The sequence below is a fragment of the Pseudomonas fluorescens genome (assembly GCF_002022275.1).
Lineage (GTDB): Bacteria > Pseudomonadota > Gammaproteobacteria > Pseudomonadales > Pseudomonadaceae > Aquipseudomonas > Aquipseudomonas fluorescens_AJ.
This window is the reverse complement of sequence record NZ_MSDF01000014.1, coordinates 181,127-196,219: the sequence shown is the minus strand read 5'-3', so window position 1 is coordinate 196,219 and position 15,093 is coordinate 181,127. Positions and strand designations below refer to the sequence as shown.

Sequence of the window (15,093 nt, the reverse complement as noted above, 5' to 3'; positions counted from 1 at the left end):
TGATGAGAGTGCCTTTGTATGAGTATTTCCAGCCCGGTCATTTCCCGGCCTTCGATTGGTGATACGCCGACGCAGCGCCCCGTCCAGCAAGAAGCTGCGAAAACGCTTCTGCTGCACGAAGCCGGTGAGCGCAAGGTCACCCTCAACCGTGACGATAGAGGCCGGATCGATCTGACGTTGTCGCCGCCACCAGTTACGCAGTTGGTACTCAGCGGCGGCGGCGCCAAGGGGGTTGCCTACCCGGGGGCCGTCAAGGCCTTGGAGGAAAACAACGCGTTGACGGGGATTCAGAGTGTTTCCGGATCGTCGGCGGGCGCTATCTCGGCCGCACTCCTGGCCAGCGGCATGACAGCGGATGAGTTCACTGAGCTGTCGAACAGCCTTGACCTGTCCGCGCTGATGAACAGTAACAATCCGATAGTGCGCAAGCTTCAAGAGATCAGTTCAACCGCCGGTAAGTGGTTTGGCAAGTTCAGCGAAAAAATCCAGACAGCGCTCACGGTTCTTCCGCGCTTGGGAACCGAGGCGGAGCGGTTGGAAGAGTTGGTCAGGAGCCAGTCACGCGCCACAGTGCTCGCGCGTATTGGCGAAGCGCCCTCCAAGGCGAGCCTGCCCGAGGTGAAAGCCATCGCTGACAAGCTCAATGCCGGTGGCGCAGTGACATTTATGGATTTGCAGGTGTTGAGCCGACATATTCCGACCATCAAGGCACTCAATATCACCGGTACCGGTACGTTTGAGGGGCGCTCACAATTGGTGGTCTTCAATGCCAGCCTGACCCCGGATATGGATATTGCGCGGGCTGCGCATATTTCTGCGTCCTTACCGGTGGTGTTCAAGGCGCCCGTTGAACAAGGGCACGGGTTTCAGGCCAGCGGCGAGACCACCGCTTTCCAGGACGGCGGCCTGATGCTCAACACGCCGGTTGATGGCCTTTACCAGCGCCAGTTCCCGGATAGCCCGCTGAGCCGCACTGAGCAACTCATTCTGACATTCGAAACCATGCCGCTTCAGTCCCGCGGCGGCTATGGCAGTGCCGCCGCAGACTCGGCGCTGGGCGTGAACTTCGCCGCGAATGAACAACTGAACCAGGCAAGGCTGAAAAAAGTCTATGCCGATCAGACGGTGCAGATGCCCCTGAAGACGGAGCAGGGTGACTACAGCGGGTTTTTCAGCGGGACTGTCAATTTCGCCCTGCCGGACGCCGCCAAAAAAGACCTGCAAGACAACGCGCATAAAGCCGTGAGCGGGCATCTGCAGCAGCGGTCCCAAGCTCGCGAAGCGCATAGGTTTGATTCCATCGAGTATGCCGTGTTGGCGATGGACGATGAGCTGTTCGCCAGTGTCGAAGGCACATTGGCTGAGGATGACGCCTCGCGTGATGTGCTGCGTTTCAGGCGAGAGGCCAAAGAGCTGCTGGCGCAGGTCAATCAGGCGATAACCGAAGCGAACCAGACCAGTGACCGCCTGGAAATCACGCCGCGCCTGGCGTCTGCACTGCGTAATCTGGATGCCCTTATCACTCATCCGGCGTATGCGCAGTGGCTGGCCAAGCAGCTTAACGCGCCAGATAGCGCCAACTTCCAGCAACTGTTGCAGGTCGCCGCCAAGCTTCCACGCGATACGGTGTCGCGGGTACTGCTCGGTGCGGTGGATGAAATGCAGAGGCGGAATGTTGCGGTTGTCGCCTTCAATTTCATTCGGGATGTGATTTACCCCGCGTTGTTTCAACCGGGCCAGCCCGACTCAAATGTCGAGTTGCTGCGACGTGCAGAGCGTGATCTGGGCCGGGCGACCACGGCCGAGGCGGTTAACCGGGTGCTTGACGAGCTGGTTGAACGCTACGCAGCGCGCAGCAAAGCGTCGGAAAACCTGTCGCCCTCCACCGTGGTGAGCAGAGCGAAAGCCTGGCGCATGCGGGTTAAGTGAACGGGCCACTGAACAGCCATCGTCGCGGCGTGTCGTAGCTACAGGCACCCCTCGGACTCTGGTACATCATGGCCACTCAAGCAGACGGCAAAACCCCCAACCTGTCGCAGGAAGAACAACAGGACGTGGACAAAAACCAGCCGCCCCGCGCGGCTGTGCTCCATGAAATCATCCGCACCCAGGGCGACCAGGAGCTGGAGCGCAATGTGGCGGCGCTGTGGTGGTCGGCGCTGGCTGCCGGGCTGACCATGGGCCTGTCGCTGATGGGCATGGGTTTGCTCAACTCACGCTTGCCCGATGGCGAAGGGTTCAAGGTGATCGCCAGCTTCGGCTACTGCGCGGGGTTTCTCGCGGTGATCCTGGCGCGCCAGCAACTGTTCACCGAAAACACCCTGACCGCCGTGTTGCCGGTGATGAGCAAACCGACGCTGGCCAATGCCGGGCGGCTGTTGCGGCTGTGGACGGTGGTATTGGTGGGCAACCTGTGCGGCACCTTGCTGGTGGCCTATGTGATGCTGCACTTGCCGATCTTTGATACGAAGACCGATCTGGCCTTTCTTGAAATCGGTCGCAAGGTCATGGAAAACGACCCCGGTCAGATGTTCGCCAAGGGCATTATTTCCGGCTGGATGATCGCCACGATGGTGTGGATGATCCCGTCCATGGAAAGCGCCAAGATGTTCATCATCATCCTGATCACCTACCTGATGGCGCTGGGAGACTTCACCCATATCGTCGTCGGCTCGGCGGAAGTGTCCTACCTGGTGTTTGCTGGCGAATTGCCGTGGAGGGACTTCTGGATGGTGTTCGCCGGGCCGACCCTGGCGGGCAATATCATTGGCGGCAGTTTTATCTTCGCGCTGATCAGCCACGCGCAGATTCGCAGTGAAAGCAGCCTGCCAGGGAAAAAGGCTGCGGACCCGAGGCATCCGCAGCAGATAGACAAGGGTCAGTGATGCTCCGGCGTGGCCTGGGGCTCGTCCCGGGTCACGCGCTTGACCAGCTTGCCGATGCTCAACCCCTGCAACAGGATCGACGACAGCACCACGATGTAGGTGATGCTCAGTAGCAAGTCGCGCTCCGGGCCCAGCGGCAGGGCCAGCGCCAATGCTACCGACACACCGCCGCGCAACCCGCCCCAGGTGAGGATACGGATAGTGCCACGCGGCACCGTGCGCCAGCGGCGCAGCAGCAGAATCGCGGGGGCCACCGTGAGCAGGCGTGACAGCAGGATCGCCACGGCCAGCAAGCTGGCGGCAAACACGTGCAGCCAGTTGAACGGCAACAGCAGCAGCTCCATGCCGATCAGCGCAAACAGCAGGGCGTTGAGCATGTCGTCGAGCAACTCCCAGAAACCGTCCAGGTAGCGCCGTGTCATGTCGTTCATCGCCAGCTTGCGGCCCAGATTGCCGATGATCAAACCGGCGACCACCATCGCAATCGGTGCCGAAACGTGAAGTTCGGTGGCCATCGCCGAGCCGCCGATCACCAGCGCCAGGGTCAGCATTACTTCAATCTGATGCTGCTCGATGCTCTTGATCATCAGGTACACCAGGTAGCCGATCAGGCCGCCGAACACCACGCCGCCCACTGCCTCGTGAACGAACAGCATCGCGGTAGCGCCTACCGTCGGCGTCTCGCCCAGCTGTGCGATGCCGAGCAACACGGTAAACACCACCACGGCGGTGCCGTCGTTGAACAGCGATTCACCGACGATGGTGGTTTTCAACGGTTTCGAGGCATTGGCGGTTCGCAGCACACCGAGTACGGCGATCGGGTCAGTGGGCGAAATCAGCGCACCGAACAGCAGGCAGTAGAGGAAGCTCACGTGCCAGCCAAACAAGGCAAAGATGTAGTACGCCAGGCTGCCGATCACCACGGTGGCGATCAATACGCCGAAGGTCGCCAGCAAACCGATGGGCCAGCGATAACTGCGCAGGTCGCTGAGGTTGACGTGCAAGGCGCCGGCGAACAGCAGGAACGAGAGCATCCAGTTCATCAGCAAGTCGCCGAAGTCGATCTGGCCGATCAGTTGCTGGATGCGCTCCTCCAGGCCCGGGTAGCCGATAAAGCTCAGGCCTTGCAGGATCAGCGAAAACAGCAGGGCGGTGACCATCACGCCGATGGTCGGCGGCAGGCCGATGAAACGGTAGTTCACATAGGTGAGCAGGGTGGTAAGGCAAATGAAGGCGGCGACAAGTTCAAGCATCCGGGGTCCTTGGAAGTTGGGGTGAAACGGTCAATATGGGGGGATGGACCGCAATAGCGGCCTGATGTTGCAAGGTTTACGCAAAAGCCTGATAGAACCTTTCTGTATGCAGTCGCTCATAGCGGGTGAGTGCGGCGTGACGCTATTAGTGCTAAAACTCTAACTTCTGACTAAAACGACAAAAGGAATCAGTGATGACGGTCGCTTTCTGGTGTGTATTGATCGCAATTTTCCTGCCTTATTTGTGCACAGGGGTGGCCAAGTTCAGCGGCGGCAAGTTCGGGCCACGGCACAACCACGACCCGCGGGCGTTCCTCGATACCGTCGAAGGCGTCGCCAAGCGCGCGCACAACGCGCAACTCAACAGCTTTGAAGTGACGCCAGCGTTTGCGGCGGCGGTGATCATTGCGCATCTCGCCGGTACGGCTTCGCTGGTGACCATCAATGTGCTGGCGGTGCTGTTTATCACCAGTCGCCTGCTGTACATCATTTGCTACCTGGCGGACTGGGCGATGTTTCGCTCGCTGGTGTGGGCGGTGGGCATGGCGCTGATTGCGAGCTTCTTTTTTGTGTCGATCTGACGGTTGACGCAGAACCTCTGTCAAGATCGTTCCCACGCTCTGCGTGGGAATGCCGCCCTGGACGCTCTGCGTCCGCTTGTGACGCGGAGCGTCACGGTATGCATTCCCACGCGGAGCGTGGGAACGATCAGGGTGTCAGGTTCCGGCAGGTGCATCCGGCACGTGCGGCAACGCCGCACCTTTTGGCCACAACATCCAGATCTGCCCCTGCTGCTTCATGTTCCCCGCCAGTTCCCCGGCCGCCTGGCCGGTGCCCCAGAACAAGTCCGCACGCACTTCACCGGTGATCGCGCCGCCAGTGTCCTGTGCGGCAACAGGTCTAGTGATCGGCGAGCCATCCGGCTTGCTCGTCGACAACCACAACAGGCTGCCCAGCGGAATCACTTTGCGGTCCACCGCCACGCTGTAGCCGGCGGTCAGCGGCACGTTCAGCGAACCGCGTGGGCCTTCGTTGCTGTCCGGGCGGGCGCTGAAGAATACGTAGCTCGGGTTACTCGCCAGCAGTTCAGGAATGCGTTGCGGGTTGGCCTTGGCCCAGGCGCTGATGGCGCCCATGGTCACGTCTTCTTTCTTCAATGCGCCTTGCTCCACCAGCCAACGGCCGATAGGACGATAGGGGTAGCCATTCTGGTCGCCATAACCGATGCGCAATTGGCGACCGCCCGCCAGTTGAATGCGGCCTGAGCCCTGGATTTGCAGAAACTGCAGGTCCATCGGGTCGGTCAGCCAGGCAATCGGCTTGGCGCTGGAGCCTTGACCGTTGATGGTGCTCGCATCGTCATAAGGCTTGAGCACGCGGCCTTCCAGGCGACCCCGCAGGCGCTTGCCCTTGAGTTCGGGGTAGATGCTTTCCAGGTTGACGATGATCAGGTCATCCGGCACGCCATACACCGGCACGTGGGCGGTGGCGGTTTCGGTCAGGCTGCCGGGGTAGACCGGTTCGTAGTAGCCGGTGATCAAGCCGTTCGGCGTGTTGTCGGCCGAGCGCAGGCCAAACACATCCAGGCGCTCTTTGAGGAAGCCGCGCACCGCCACGGCATTGCCCGGTACTGCGGCCGCTGCTGCGCAGGTTGCGCCCCAGACGGGGTCGGCCTTGAGGCGTTGGCAGGCGCTGCGCCAGGATTCAAAACCCGCCAGCAAGTCGCTGTCGGAGACGGCTGGCAGGGCTTCCCATGGAGCACTTACATAAGTGGCAACCGCATGGGGTTTTACAGTTTCATCTTTGCCGGTGTCCTTGCCGCCATCGCAGCCGGCCAGCAGCGCGATCATGGGTAGAGCCCACGCCAGGCGGCGGCTCCAGGGTTTCAACGTGACATTCATACAAATAATTCCTGAAGCGATTGCCCGCGTGTTCACGCGCTCGGGCAACCCTTATTATTAATAGGGCTATTGGTCTTTGCGGGCGGGGCGAGGATACTGGCCGCCGTTTCCCGTGACCCTGAAGCCGACATGACTGTTAAACGACTGACCGTAGTATTGCTGGCCTGCCTGACACTGTCCGCCTGCGGCGGCGTCGATCCGAATTCGCCCCTGGGTCAGCGCAAGGCGATCTTCAAGCAAATGCTCAAGACCGGCGAAGACCTGGGGGGCATGCTGCGTGGGCGCATTCCTTTCGATGGCGCCCGGTTCGCCGAGGGCGCGGTCAAGCTTGACGCGTTGTCCCATGAGCCCTGGAAACACTTTCCGAGCGTTCGCGAAGAAGACCACACCAGCGCCAAAGACGCGGTGTGGCAGCAACAGGCACGCTTTCAGGAACTGGCGCGAAACCTCGAAGCGGCCACCGGTGAATTGGTGATCGCAAGCCAGGTCCAGCCTTACAAGGCCAGCAACCTGGGGCCAGCCGTGCAGAAAGTCGAAGATGCCTGCACCGCCTGCCATAAACAATTTCGCGACCACTGACCGGTTTTACTCGTCGAGTTGTTCGACAGCGTCCTGCAACTCTTTGCGCGATTGTGCGAGCTTGTCTTTGCGCTTGTTGATCTTGTCCGCGTCGCCTTTTTTCATCGCCTTGTCGAGGTCTGCCTGACGGCGGCTGACTTCATGCTTGGCATCCAGCACCTTGTTTTCGCGCTCTTTGCGCAAGGACGCATCGGTGCAGTTGGCGGTGACTTCACTCAGGGCTTTTTCCAGGCCAGCTTGTTGCTCACTGTTGCCGTGGGCCTTGGCCTGTTCGATCTGAGTGTTGATGGCTTGGCGTTTGGCGGCGCAGCCGGTGAGTTGAGGGGCTTCTTCGGCCGCCAGCAACGGCGTGGACATGAAGCTTGCGACGGTCAGCAAAGCAAGTGGGGCGAGAAATTTCATGTAGAGCTCCAGTGTCGCAATCGAAAGGCAGGGTGACTTCTGCCGATGGTTTAAAGGTGATCGGGCCGGGATTAAAACCCGTCTACTCCCGCCACGCGTAATGTTTCAGCCAATGCCTGTACGTGTGGGTCGCGAAAAAAAGCGCTCAGTTGCGCTGCGCGACCCGGGCCGATGCCGTCAGTGGCCAGCCAGGCTTGGGTGTCTTTGGAGGCCAGCGTCTGCCAGTCGCCTTCCAGGTTGTTACGGGCCGCAGGCGGCACGCCCAGGGCCTTGAGCCATTGTGCAAAGGGCCGTTGCCGCGCGCTCTGAAGGCTGTCGAGCACCCGCGCACGGCTGCGGTCGCCGAAGCCTTCAATGTTAGCAAGCTCTGCCGCATCCAGGGTTAACCAATCGAGAAAGCCTGCGATCAGACCGGCCTGGATCAATACGTTCCAGGTCTCGCGGCCCATATGCGGCAGGGCCAGGCCCTGATTTCCACTGAGCCACGTCAGGCGCGACAGTAATTGCTCCTCACAGCCCGGGTCCAACTGCCAGCAACTGAGGGCGTGATAGGCCCGGGCATCGGGTGCTTGCACCTCAACCCGTGTGGCGTTGCGCAGAATCACCTGGTCGAGCCGGGGAATTACCTGGCCGGCCAGGCTGATGGACACCTGATCGCCCGGGCGTATATCCAGCGTCTGCCAGCGTTTCAGCGAGCCGACGCTGACGCGGCTGATCTGACGATCGTCCAGGCGCACCGGTTCCAGCTCCAGAATGGGGGTGATGCGCCCGGTACGGCCAATCTTGAAATTCACCTTGCGCACCAGGGCCAGTGCCTTGGCGGCCGGGTACTTCCAGGCGACGGCCCAGTAAGGTGTGCTGGCTTGCCAGCGCTTGGCGGGTGCGCGCAGGGCCTGGTGCAACACCACGCCATCACTGGCGAAAGGCAGGGCGTGGTTGTACCAGTAAGTACGCCAGTGCGCGGCGTCGGCGATGTTCTGGATGGGTTGGCTGTAGCGTTGGCTGTCGGTGAAACCCAAGCGGGCGAGGGTGGCCAGTTGTTCGGCGAAGTCGGCCGGACCGTCGGGCCAGGCCCAGACGAACAAACCGATCCCGGCCGCCTCAACGTCGCTTAACTCCAGACGGTTCATCAACCCGGCAACTTTGCTGCGGGCATTCAGCCCGCCGGTTGCGGACTGCACCTGCTCGTGGAGGCGCCAATAGAGTTCGCCTTGCAGCGTCAGGTCGATGGGGGCCGGCAGTTGCTGGACGATGCCGGGAATCTTGCGTGCAGCGGCTGACCAATCCTGGCCGAGCAGGCCGTCGCCCCGGCTGATGACCTGGCTCAAGAGGCCCTGGCGATAGACCAGGGTCACCGCAACGCCGTCGACCTTGGGTTGAATCCATACGTCGTGCCGTGTGCCAAGCCAGTCGGCAACGGCCGATTCATCCAGCAGTTTATCCAGGCCGGTATGCGCCACGGGATGAGGCTGCGTGCCGCGTGAACTCGCCAATGGCTTGTCAGCCTGGGGCGCCGCCTGCGCAAAGCATTCGCGCCAGCGGGCTAGGCGCTGGCGGGCCTGGTCGTAGAGTTCGTCACTGACGGGCGATTGGCCGAGCCGGTGGTAGCTGTCATCCCACTGTTTGATCTGCCCGGCCAGGCTGGAAACCTGAGACCGGTCTTCTTCCGGGCAGCCTTCAGCCCAGGCCAGAAGAGGCAGGGCGCTGAATAAAAGAGCAATCAGTAAACGCATCATGAGCATCCTTGCTCGGAAAGGGTGCTCAGCCTAAGTGATCCATGCGGCCACAAAAAAGCCCCGGCGGGGCGGGGCTTTTTACCGGGTGTTTCTGCTTACTTGAACAGGCCACCCAAGGCTTTCACTGCGTCGTTGTTTTGCGCCTTGGCCTGCTGCTTTTGCTGGCTGGCGTCCACCTTGGCCTGGGACTCGGCGATTTTGTTGCAACCTTTGTTGACCTGCTCCAGTGCGGCTTCATACGCCTTCACTTTCAACAGATCGTTCTTGGCGTTGGCCGCGTTGATCTTTGTTTGCAGGTCTTTGGCTTGTTGCTGGCAGTCGCCGGAATTGCCGCCGCCCAATTGAGACGTCAGGGCGCCACCCAGTGCGCTCAGGTCGGCAGCGTGAGCCGGCAGGGCAAACAGGCTGAGCAAAAGGGCGGCAGGGGCGAGCGTGGAAATGCGCATGAAAAACCTCACTGTTCGATTGCCTGCGCACATGTCTATCCCGGGCTGGCGCAGGGCAATATCCAAATAGGTAAGGGCCCGAGAGGGCGCGGATTCTAGAGGGCCACTATTTGGCCTGCAAGGTTTGGATCCAAAAAAACCGAAAACACGTCCATGGGGCATAAAAAAGCCCCGCCAGGCGAACCTGGCGGGGCTGTGTGTACCGTGAGCGTTTACAGGCCGGCGGCGGTGCGCAGGTCGTTGGCGCGGTCGGTTTTTTCCCAGGTGAACGTGGTGAAAGTGTCGTCGCCGACAGTCTTCTGCGCAGGGGTACGACCGAAGTGGCCGTAGGCTGCGGTTTCCTGGTACATCGGGTGCAGCAGGTCGAGCATGGTGGTGATGGCGTACGGGCGCAGGTCGAAGATCTCACGCACCAGCTTGACGATCTTGTCATCGCTGATCTTGCCGGTGCCGAAGGTATTCAGCGAGATCGACGTAGGCTGGGCCACGCCGATAGCGTAGGAAACCTGAATCTCGCAGCGCTCGGCCAGGCCGGCTGCGACGATGTTCTTGGCCACGTAACGACCGGCGTAGGCGGCCGAGCGGTCAACCTTGGACGGGTCTTTACCCGAGAACGCGCCACCGCCGTGACGGGCCATGCCGCCGTAGCTGTCGACGATGATCTTGCGACCGGTCAGGCCGCAATCGCCTACCGGGCCACCGATGATGAACTGGCCGGTCGGGTTGATGTGGAACTGGGTGTCTTTGGTCAGCAGTTCGGCAGGCAGCACGTGCTTGACGATCAGCTCCATCACGCCTTCGCGCAGGTCGTTGTAGGACACGTCCGGGTTGTGCTGGGTCGACAACACCACGGCGTCGATACCGACGACTTTGCCGCCTTCGTAACGGCAGGTTACCTGGGACTTGGCGTCCGGGCGCAGCCACGGCAGCAGGCCGGATTTACGGGCTTCGGCCTGGCGCTTCACCAACTGGTGGGAGAAGGTGATCGGCGCCGGCATCAGCACTTCGGTTTCGTTGCTGGCGTAGCCAAACATCAGGCCCTGGTCGCCGGCGCCCTGGTCTTCAGGTTTGGCGCGGTCCACACCCTGGTTGATGTCCGGGGACTGCTTGCCGATGATGTTCATCACCGCGCACGTCGCGCCGTCAAAGCCCACGTCGGAGCTGGTGTAGCCGATGTCGGTGATCACATCACGAACGATCTGCTCAAGGTCCACCCAGGCGGATGTGGTGACTTCACCGGCGATGATCGCCACGCCCGTTTTCACCAGAGTCTCGCACGCCACACGGGCGAACTTGTCTTCAGCAATGATGGCGTCCAGCACCGCGTCAGAAATCTGGTCGGCGATTTTGTCCGGATGCCCTTCAGACACGGACTCGGAGGTGAAAAGGGAGTATTCGCTCATCTCGATGTTTTCCTGATATTTACCGATGGTGAGTGTCGCCAGCCGGTCGCTGAAAATGGCGGACCTGAATCTGGAAACCATTACGTAAACCTACATAGAGGCTTTCCCCGGGAACGAGTCCCGCAGCGGTGGCCCAACGGGCCAGATCGTCCTGTTCAAAACCCAACCAGAGATCACCGCAGGCCTCCTTGGCCCAATTCTGGTTGTGGCTGCATAAATCCGTAACCAGCAGGCTACCGCCGGGGTGCAGCAACCCGGCCATTTGCTTGAGGGCGTCGGCGGGGGCGGCGAAATGGTGCAAGACCATGTTCAGCACCACGCAATCGGCCCGCAGGCTGGTGTCATTCAGGGCGTCGGCCAACTGCAGGCTGACATTGCCCAGCGCTTCGCGCTCACACAGCTGGCGCGCCAGTTCAAGCATCGCCGGGCTGTTGTCGAGTGCCGTGACCTGCTGAAAGCGGCGCGCCAGTTCCGGCAGAAAACCGCCGTCGCCGGGGCCGACTTCCAGCGCGGTCGCCTCATCACTGAAGCTCAGCTTGTCCAGCAGCGCCAGTACGCTTTCGCGGTATTGGGCCAGGCCCGCAATCAGGTCCTGTTGGGCGCGAAACTTCTCTGCGACCCGTGAGAAAAAGTCCTGGCTGGCGGCAGCGCGTTGCCCGTGAACCTGTGCGATGCGCGATTGCACGTCACTCGGCAGGCTCAGGCTGTCCACTTCTTCAAGCAGGGCAGCGTGCAACTTGCCGCCGAGCAGCTCGGTGTGGGGCAGGGCGCGGCGGTAAAAAATCGCATTGCCTTCGCGGCGGGTGGCCACCAGGTCTGCCTGTGCCAGTACCTTCAAGTGGTGGCTCATGCCGGACTGGCCGATGGCGAAGATCTGCGCCAGTTCCAGTACGCCAAAGGAGTCGTTGGCCAGTGCGCGCAACACGTTCAAACGCAACGGATCGCCAGCGGCCTTGCACAAGGCTGCCAGTTCATCGCCGTCATCGGGACGCAGGGAGGGCACGGGTAAGTTCATAAGGCCAGCAGTCTAGAGACGGGGGGAAATCCCTGCAAGGCCAATATCAAAAAGTTTTGATATTGATCGATAAGTGGCGGTTATAAGCCGCCGCTATAACCTTTAGACGAACCGGTCGGCCCTTTCTGCAGGGGATTGCTGGGCAAACGGCAGGAAAAACACCCTCAAGTGACTATCTGTCATTGCCCGCAGGCGGTGGCTGAGGGAAAATGCCGGTCCTTTTTTCCGTTTCTTTTATTCAACCTCCAGGAGATCAGCGATGCCCAGCCGTCGTGAGCGTGCCAACGCCATTCGTGCCCTCAGCATGGATGCCGTGCAAAAAGCCAACAGCGGCCATCCCGGTGCCCCGATGGGCATGGCGGATATCGCCGAGGTACTTTGGCGTGACTACCTGAAACACAACCCGAGCAACCCGTCGTTTGCTGACCGTGACCGCTTCGTGCTGTCCAACGGCCACGGCTCGATGCTGATCTACTCGCTGCTGCACCTGACCGGCTACGACGTCACCATTGATGACCTCAAGAGCTTCCGCCAGCTGCACAGCCGCACCCCGGGCCACCCGGAATTCGGCTACACCCCGGGCGTCGAGACCACCACCGGTCCCCTGGGCCAAGGCCTTGCCAACGCCGTGGGCTTCGCGCTGGCTGAAAAAGTCCTGGCGGCGCAGTTCAACCGTCCTGGCCACAACGTTGTCGACCACCACACCTACGTGTTCCTGGGTGATGGCTGCATGATGGAAGGCATTTCCCACGAAGTGTCGTCCCTGGCCGGTACCCTGGGCCTGGGCAAGCTGATTGCCTTCTACGATGACAACGGCATCTCCATCGACGGCGAAGTCGAAGGCTGGTTCACCGACGACACCCCGAAGCGTTTCGAAGCCTACAACTGGCAAGTGATCCGCAACGTCGACGGTCACGACCCGGAAGAAATCAAGACCGCCATCGAAACCGCGCGCAAAAGCGAGCAGCCGACCCTGATCTGCTGCAAAACCACCATCGGTTTCGGCTCGCCGAACAAGCAAGGCAAAGAAGACTGCCACGGCGCCCCACTGGGTGACGCGGAAATCGCCCTGACCCGCGAAGCGCTGAAGTGGAACCACGGCCCGTTCGACATCCCGGCCGACATCTACGCCGAGTGGAACGCCAAGGAAAAAGGCCTGGCCGCCGAAGCCGAGTGGGACCAGCGTTTTGCTGCGTACTCCGCGCAATTCCCTGAGCTGGCCAACGAGCTGGTACGTCGCCTGGCCGGTGACCTGCCTGCCGACTTCGCCGAGAAGTCCGCTGCCTACATCGCTGAAGTCGCGGCCAAAGGCGAAACCATCGCCAGCCGTAAAGCCAGCCAGAACGCCCTGAATGCGTTCGGCCCGCTGCTGCCGGAAATTCTCGGCGGTTCGGCTGACCTGGCCGGTTCCAACCTGACCCTGTGGAAAGGTTGCAAAGGTGTGTCGGCGGAAGACGCCAGCGGCAACTACATGTACTACGGTGTGCGCGAGTTCGGCATGAGCGCCATCATGAACGGCGTGTCGCTGCACGGCGGCCTGGTGCCTTACGGCGCGACCTTCCTGATGTTCATGGAATACGCACGTAACGCGGTACGTATGGCGGCGCTGATGAAGAAGCGTGTGATCCATGTGTACACCCACGACTCCATCGGCCTCGGCGAAGACGGCCCGACGCACCAGCCGGTCGAGCAACTGACCAGCCTGCGCACCACGCCGAACCTGGACACCTGGCGCCCATCCGACGCCGTCGAATCGGCGGTGGCCTGGAAACACGCCATCGAGCGCAAGGACGGCCCTTCGGCGCTGATCTTCTCGCGTCAGAACCTGCAGCACCAAGTGCGTACCGACGCGCAAATCGCCAACATTGCGCGTGGCGGTTATGTGCTGAAGGACTGCGACGGCGAGCCGGAACTGATCCTGATCTCCACCGGTTCCGAAGTGGGCCTGACCGTTCAGGCGTACGACAAACTGACCGAGCAAGGCCGCAAGGTCCGTGTGGTGTCGATCCCTTGCACCAGCGTGTTCGAAGCCCAGGACGCCGGCTACAAGCAATCGGTGCTGCCGTTGCAGGTCAGCGCGCGTATCGCCATCGAAGCGGCTCACGCCGACTACTGGTACAAGTACGTGGGCCTGGAAGGCCGCGTGATCGGCATGACCACCTACGGTGAGTCGGCGCCGGCGCCAGCGTTGTTCGAAGAGTTCGGCTTCACCCTGGAAAACATCCTGGGTCAGGCTGAAGAGCTGCTGGAAGACTAAGGCTGTAAATTGGGGTGGCTGGACTGGCCTCTTCGCGAGCAAGCCCGCTCCCACACTTGACCGAGTTCCAGCATGAGAATGCGGTCAAAATGTGGGAGCGGGCTTGCTCGCGAAAGCGATCTGACAGCCACCCCTTTACCCAAGGTAATCGAGAACCCCATGCCTCAACCGCGTCCCTACAAAGTTGCACTCAACGGCTACGGCCGCATTGGTCGTTGCGTCTTGCGTGCTCTGTTCGAGCGAGGGGCGGCGGCCGGGTTTGAAATTGTGGCAATCAACGATCTGGCTGACATGGCCAGCATCGAATACCTGACACGCTTTGACTCCACCCACGGCCGTTTTCCCGGCGAAGTGCGGGTTGAAGACGACTGTCTGCATATTAATGGCAACTGCGTGCAGGTCTTGCGCAGTGCCACCCCCGAAGGCATCGACTGGAAAGCACTGGGCGTCGACCTGGTGCTGGAATGTTCCGGTGTCTACCACACCCGTGCCGATGGCCAGCGTTTTCTCGACGCCGGCGCACCGCGTGTGCTGTTTTCCCAGCCGATGGCCAGCGAGGCGGATGTCGACGCCACCATCGTCTACGGCATCAACCAGGATTGCCTGACCGGCGCTGAGCTGCTGGTGTCCAACGCCTCCTGCACCACCAACTGCAGCGTGCCGCTGTTGCGCCTGTTGGATCAGGCGATCGGCCTGGATTACGTGTCGATCACCACGATTCACTCGGCGATGAACGACCAGCCGGTGATCGACGCCTACCACCACGAAGACCTGCGTCGCACGCGTTCGGCGTTCCAGTCAGTGATTCCGGTGTCCACCGGCCTGGCCCGCGGCATCGAAAGATTGTTACCGGAACTTGCCGGGCGAATTCAGGCCAAAGCCGTACGGGTGCCGACGGTGAACGTGTCCTGCCTGGACATCACCATGCAAACCGTCAGCGACACCGATGCGACGGAGGTCAACCGGATCCTGCGCGACGCCGCTACCAGTGGCCCGCTCAAGGGGCTTTTGGCCTACACCGAGTTGCCCCACGCCAGTTGTGATTTCAATCACGACCCGCATTCGGCGATTGTCGATGCCAGCCAGACCCGCGTTTCCGGCCCACGGCTGGTGAACATCCTGGCGTGGTTCGACAACGAATGGGGTTTTGCCAACCGCATGCTGGATGTTGCGGAACATTATCTGCACATCGCCTCCAAACAACCTCAACAGTAAT

General features: G+C 61.1%; 13 protein-coding genes. 6 read left to right on the top strand and 7 right to left on the bottom strand.

The window, feature by feature from the left end; translation table 11 throughout:
- Positions 1-18 precede the first annotated feature (18 nt).
- Together BFW87_RS09055 and BFW87_RS09050 are read left to right on the top strand one after the other, a co-directional pair.
- On the top strand, positions 19-1,929 hold the full coding sequence (locus BFW87_RS09055; protein WP_078739529.1) for a patatin-like phospholipase family protein: 1,911 nt from the start codon (positions 19-21) through the stop codon (positions 1,927-1,929).
- A gap of 68 nt (positions 1,930-1,997) precedes the next feature.
- Positions 1,998-2,885 (top strand): formate/nitrite transporter family protein, encoded by an 888-nt coding sequence (locus BFW87_RS09050; RefSeq protein ID WP_078739528.1) that lies wholly within the window; start codon positions 1,998-2,000, stop codon positions 2,883-2,885.
- On the opposite strand, the gene BFW87_RS09045 is transcribed toward BFW87_RS09050, so the two are convergent.
- Entirely contained in the window at positions 2,879-4,138 is a 1,260-nt protein-coding gene (locus BFW87_RS09045) for a cation:proton antiporter (RefSeq protein WP_078739527.1), read from the bottom strand. The two genes, BFW87_RS09050 and BFW87_RS09045, sit on opposite strands and share 7 nt — an antisense overlap.
- Positions 4,139-4,332: 194 nt before the next feature.
- Here BFW87_RS09045 and BFW87_RS09040 point away from each other — a divergent pair, with 194 nt between their 5' ends.
- Positions 4,333-4,719, top strand: coding sequence for an MAPEG family protein (locus BFW87_RS09040; protein ID WP_078739526.1), 387 nt, complete (start codon positions 4,333-4,335; stop codon positions 4,717-4,719).
- A 135-nt stretch (positions 4,720-4,854) separates the two neighbouring features.
- Here the strand turns inward: BFW87_RS09040 and mltA are convergent, their stop codons facing one another.
- Positions 4,855-6,039 (bottom strand): murein transglycosylase A, encoded by a 1,185-nt coding sequence (gene mltA, locus BFW87_RS09035; protein ID WP_078739525.1) that lies wholly within the window; start codon positions 6,037-6,039, stop codon positions 4,855-4,857.
- A gap of 129 nt (positions 6,040-6,168) precedes the next feature.
- Between mltA and BFW87_RS09030 the strand changes: the two genes are divergently transcribed.
- On the top strand, positions 6,169-6,618 hold the full coding sequence (locus BFW87_RS09030) for a c-type cytochrome (protein WP_078739524.1): 450 nt from the start codon (positions 6,169-6,171) through the stop codon (positions 6,616-6,618).
- Between the two features lie 6 nt (positions 6,619-6,624).
- Here the strand turns inward: BFW87_RS09030 and BFW87_RS09025 are convergent, their stop codons facing one another.
- The 5 genes from BFW87_RS09025 to BFW87_RS09005 form a co-directional block, all read right to left on the bottom strand.
- The gene (locus BFW87_RS09025) at positions 6,625-7,020 is read right to left on the bottom strand and encodes a DUF1090 domain-containing protein (RefSeq protein ID WP_078739523.1); all 396 of its coding nucleotides are present in this window, start codon (positions 7,018-7,020) and stop codon (positions 6,625-6,627) included.
- A 71-nt stretch (positions 7,021-7,091) separates the two neighbouring features.
- Positions 7,092-8,756: an NAD-dependent DNA ligase LigB gene (ligB, locus tag BFW87_RS09020; protein WP_078739522.1), complete on the bottom strand. Its 1,665-nt coding sequence runs from the start codon at positions 8,754-8,756 to the stop codon at positions 7,092-7,094.
- A 95-nt stretch (positions 8,757-8,851) separates the two neighbouring features.
- The gene (locus BFW87_RS09015) at positions 8,852-9,202 is read right to left on the bottom strand and encodes a hypothetical protein (RefSeq protein WP_078739521.1); all 351 of its coding nucleotides are present in this window, start codon (positions 9,200-9,202) and stop codon (positions 8,852-8,854) included.
- 212 nt (positions 9,203-9,414) lie between these two features.
- The gene (gene metK, locus BFW87_RS09010) at positions 9,415-10,605 is read right to left on the bottom strand and encodes a methionine adenosyltransferase (RefSeq protein ID WP_078739520.1); all 1,191 of its coding nucleotides are present in this window, start codon (positions 10,603-10,605) and stop codon (positions 9,415-9,417) included.
- A 19-nt stretch (positions 10,606-10,624) separates the two neighbouring features.
- Entirely contained in the window at positions 10,625-11,620 is a 996-nt protein-coding gene (locus BFW87_RS09005) for an ArsR/SmtB family transcription factor (RefSeq protein WP_078739519.1), read from the bottom strand.
- 259 nt (positions 11,621-11,879) lie between these two features.
- On the opposite strand from BFW87_RS09005, the gene tkt reads away from it, so the two are divergent.
- The gene (gene tkt / locus BFW87_RS09000; RefSeq protein ID WP_078739518.1) at positions 11,880-13,877 is read left to right on the top strand and encodes a transketolase; all 1,998 of its coding nucleotides are present in this window, start codon (positions 11,880-11,882) and stop codon (positions 13,875-13,877) included.
- A gap of 159 nt (positions 13,878-14,036) precedes the next feature.
- Positions 14,037-15,092, top strand: a complete 1,056-nt coding sequence (epd, locus tag BFW87_RS08995) for an erythrose-4-phosphate dehydrogenase (protein ID WP_078739517.1) — start codon at positions 14,037-14,039, stop codon at positions 15,090-15,092.
- The last annotated feature ends 1 nt before the right edge of the window (position 15,093 follow it).

Bases quoted from the DNA above. Each gene is read 5' to 3' on its own strand.
- mltA (WP_078739525.1), bottom strand. From the start codon at position 6,039: ATGAATGTCACGTTGAAACCCTGGAGCCGCCGCCTGGCGTGGGCTCTA.
- BFW87_RS09055 (WP_078739529.1), top strand. From the start codon at position 19: ATGAGTATTTCCAGCCCGGTCATTTCCCGGCCTTCGATTGGTGATACG.
- BFW87_RS09045 (WP_078739527.1), bottom strand. From the start codon at position 4,138: ATGCTTGAACTTGTCGCCGCCTTCATTTGCCTTACCACCCTGCTCACC.
- BFW87_RS09005 (WP_078739519.1), bottom strand. From the start codon at position 11,620: ATGAACTTACCCGTGCCCTCCCTGCGTCCCGATGACGGCGATGAACTG.
- BFW87_RS09015 (WP_078739521.1), bottom strand. From the start codon at position 9,202: ATGCGCATTTCCACGCTCGCCCCTGCCGCCCTTTTGCTCAGCCTGTTT.
- BFW87_RS09040 (WP_078739526.1), top strand. From the start codon at position 4,333: ATGACGGTCGCTTTCTGGTGTGTATTGATCGCAATTTTCCTGCCTTAT.
- BFW87_RS09030 (WP_078739524.1), top strand. From the start codon at position 6,169: ATGACTGTTAAACGACTGACCGTAGTATTGCTGGCCTGCCTGACACTG.
- metK (WP_078739520.1), bottom strand. From the start codon at position 10,605: ATGAGCGAATACTCCCTTTTCACCTCCGAGTCCGTGTCTGAAGGGCAT.
- epd (WP_078739517.1), top strand. From the start codon at position 14,037: ATGCCTCAACCGCGTCCCTACAAAGTTGCACTCAACGGCTACGGCCGC.
- ligB (WP_078739522.1), bottom strand. From the start codon at position 8,756: ATGATGCGTTTACTGATTGCTCTTTTATTCAGCGCCCTGCCTCTTCTG.
- tkt (WP_078739518.1), top strand. From the start codon at position 11,880: ATGCCCAGCCGTCGTGAGCGTGCCAACGCCATTCGTGCCCTCAGCATG.
- BFW87_RS09025 (WP_078739523.1), bottom strand. From the start codon at position 7,020: ATGAAATTTCTCGCCCCACTTGCTTTGCTGACCGTCGCAAGCTTCATG.
- BFW87_RS09050 (WP_078739528.1), top strand. From the start codon at position 1,998: ATGGCCACTCAAGCAGACGGCAAAACCCCCAACCTGTCGCAGGAAGAA.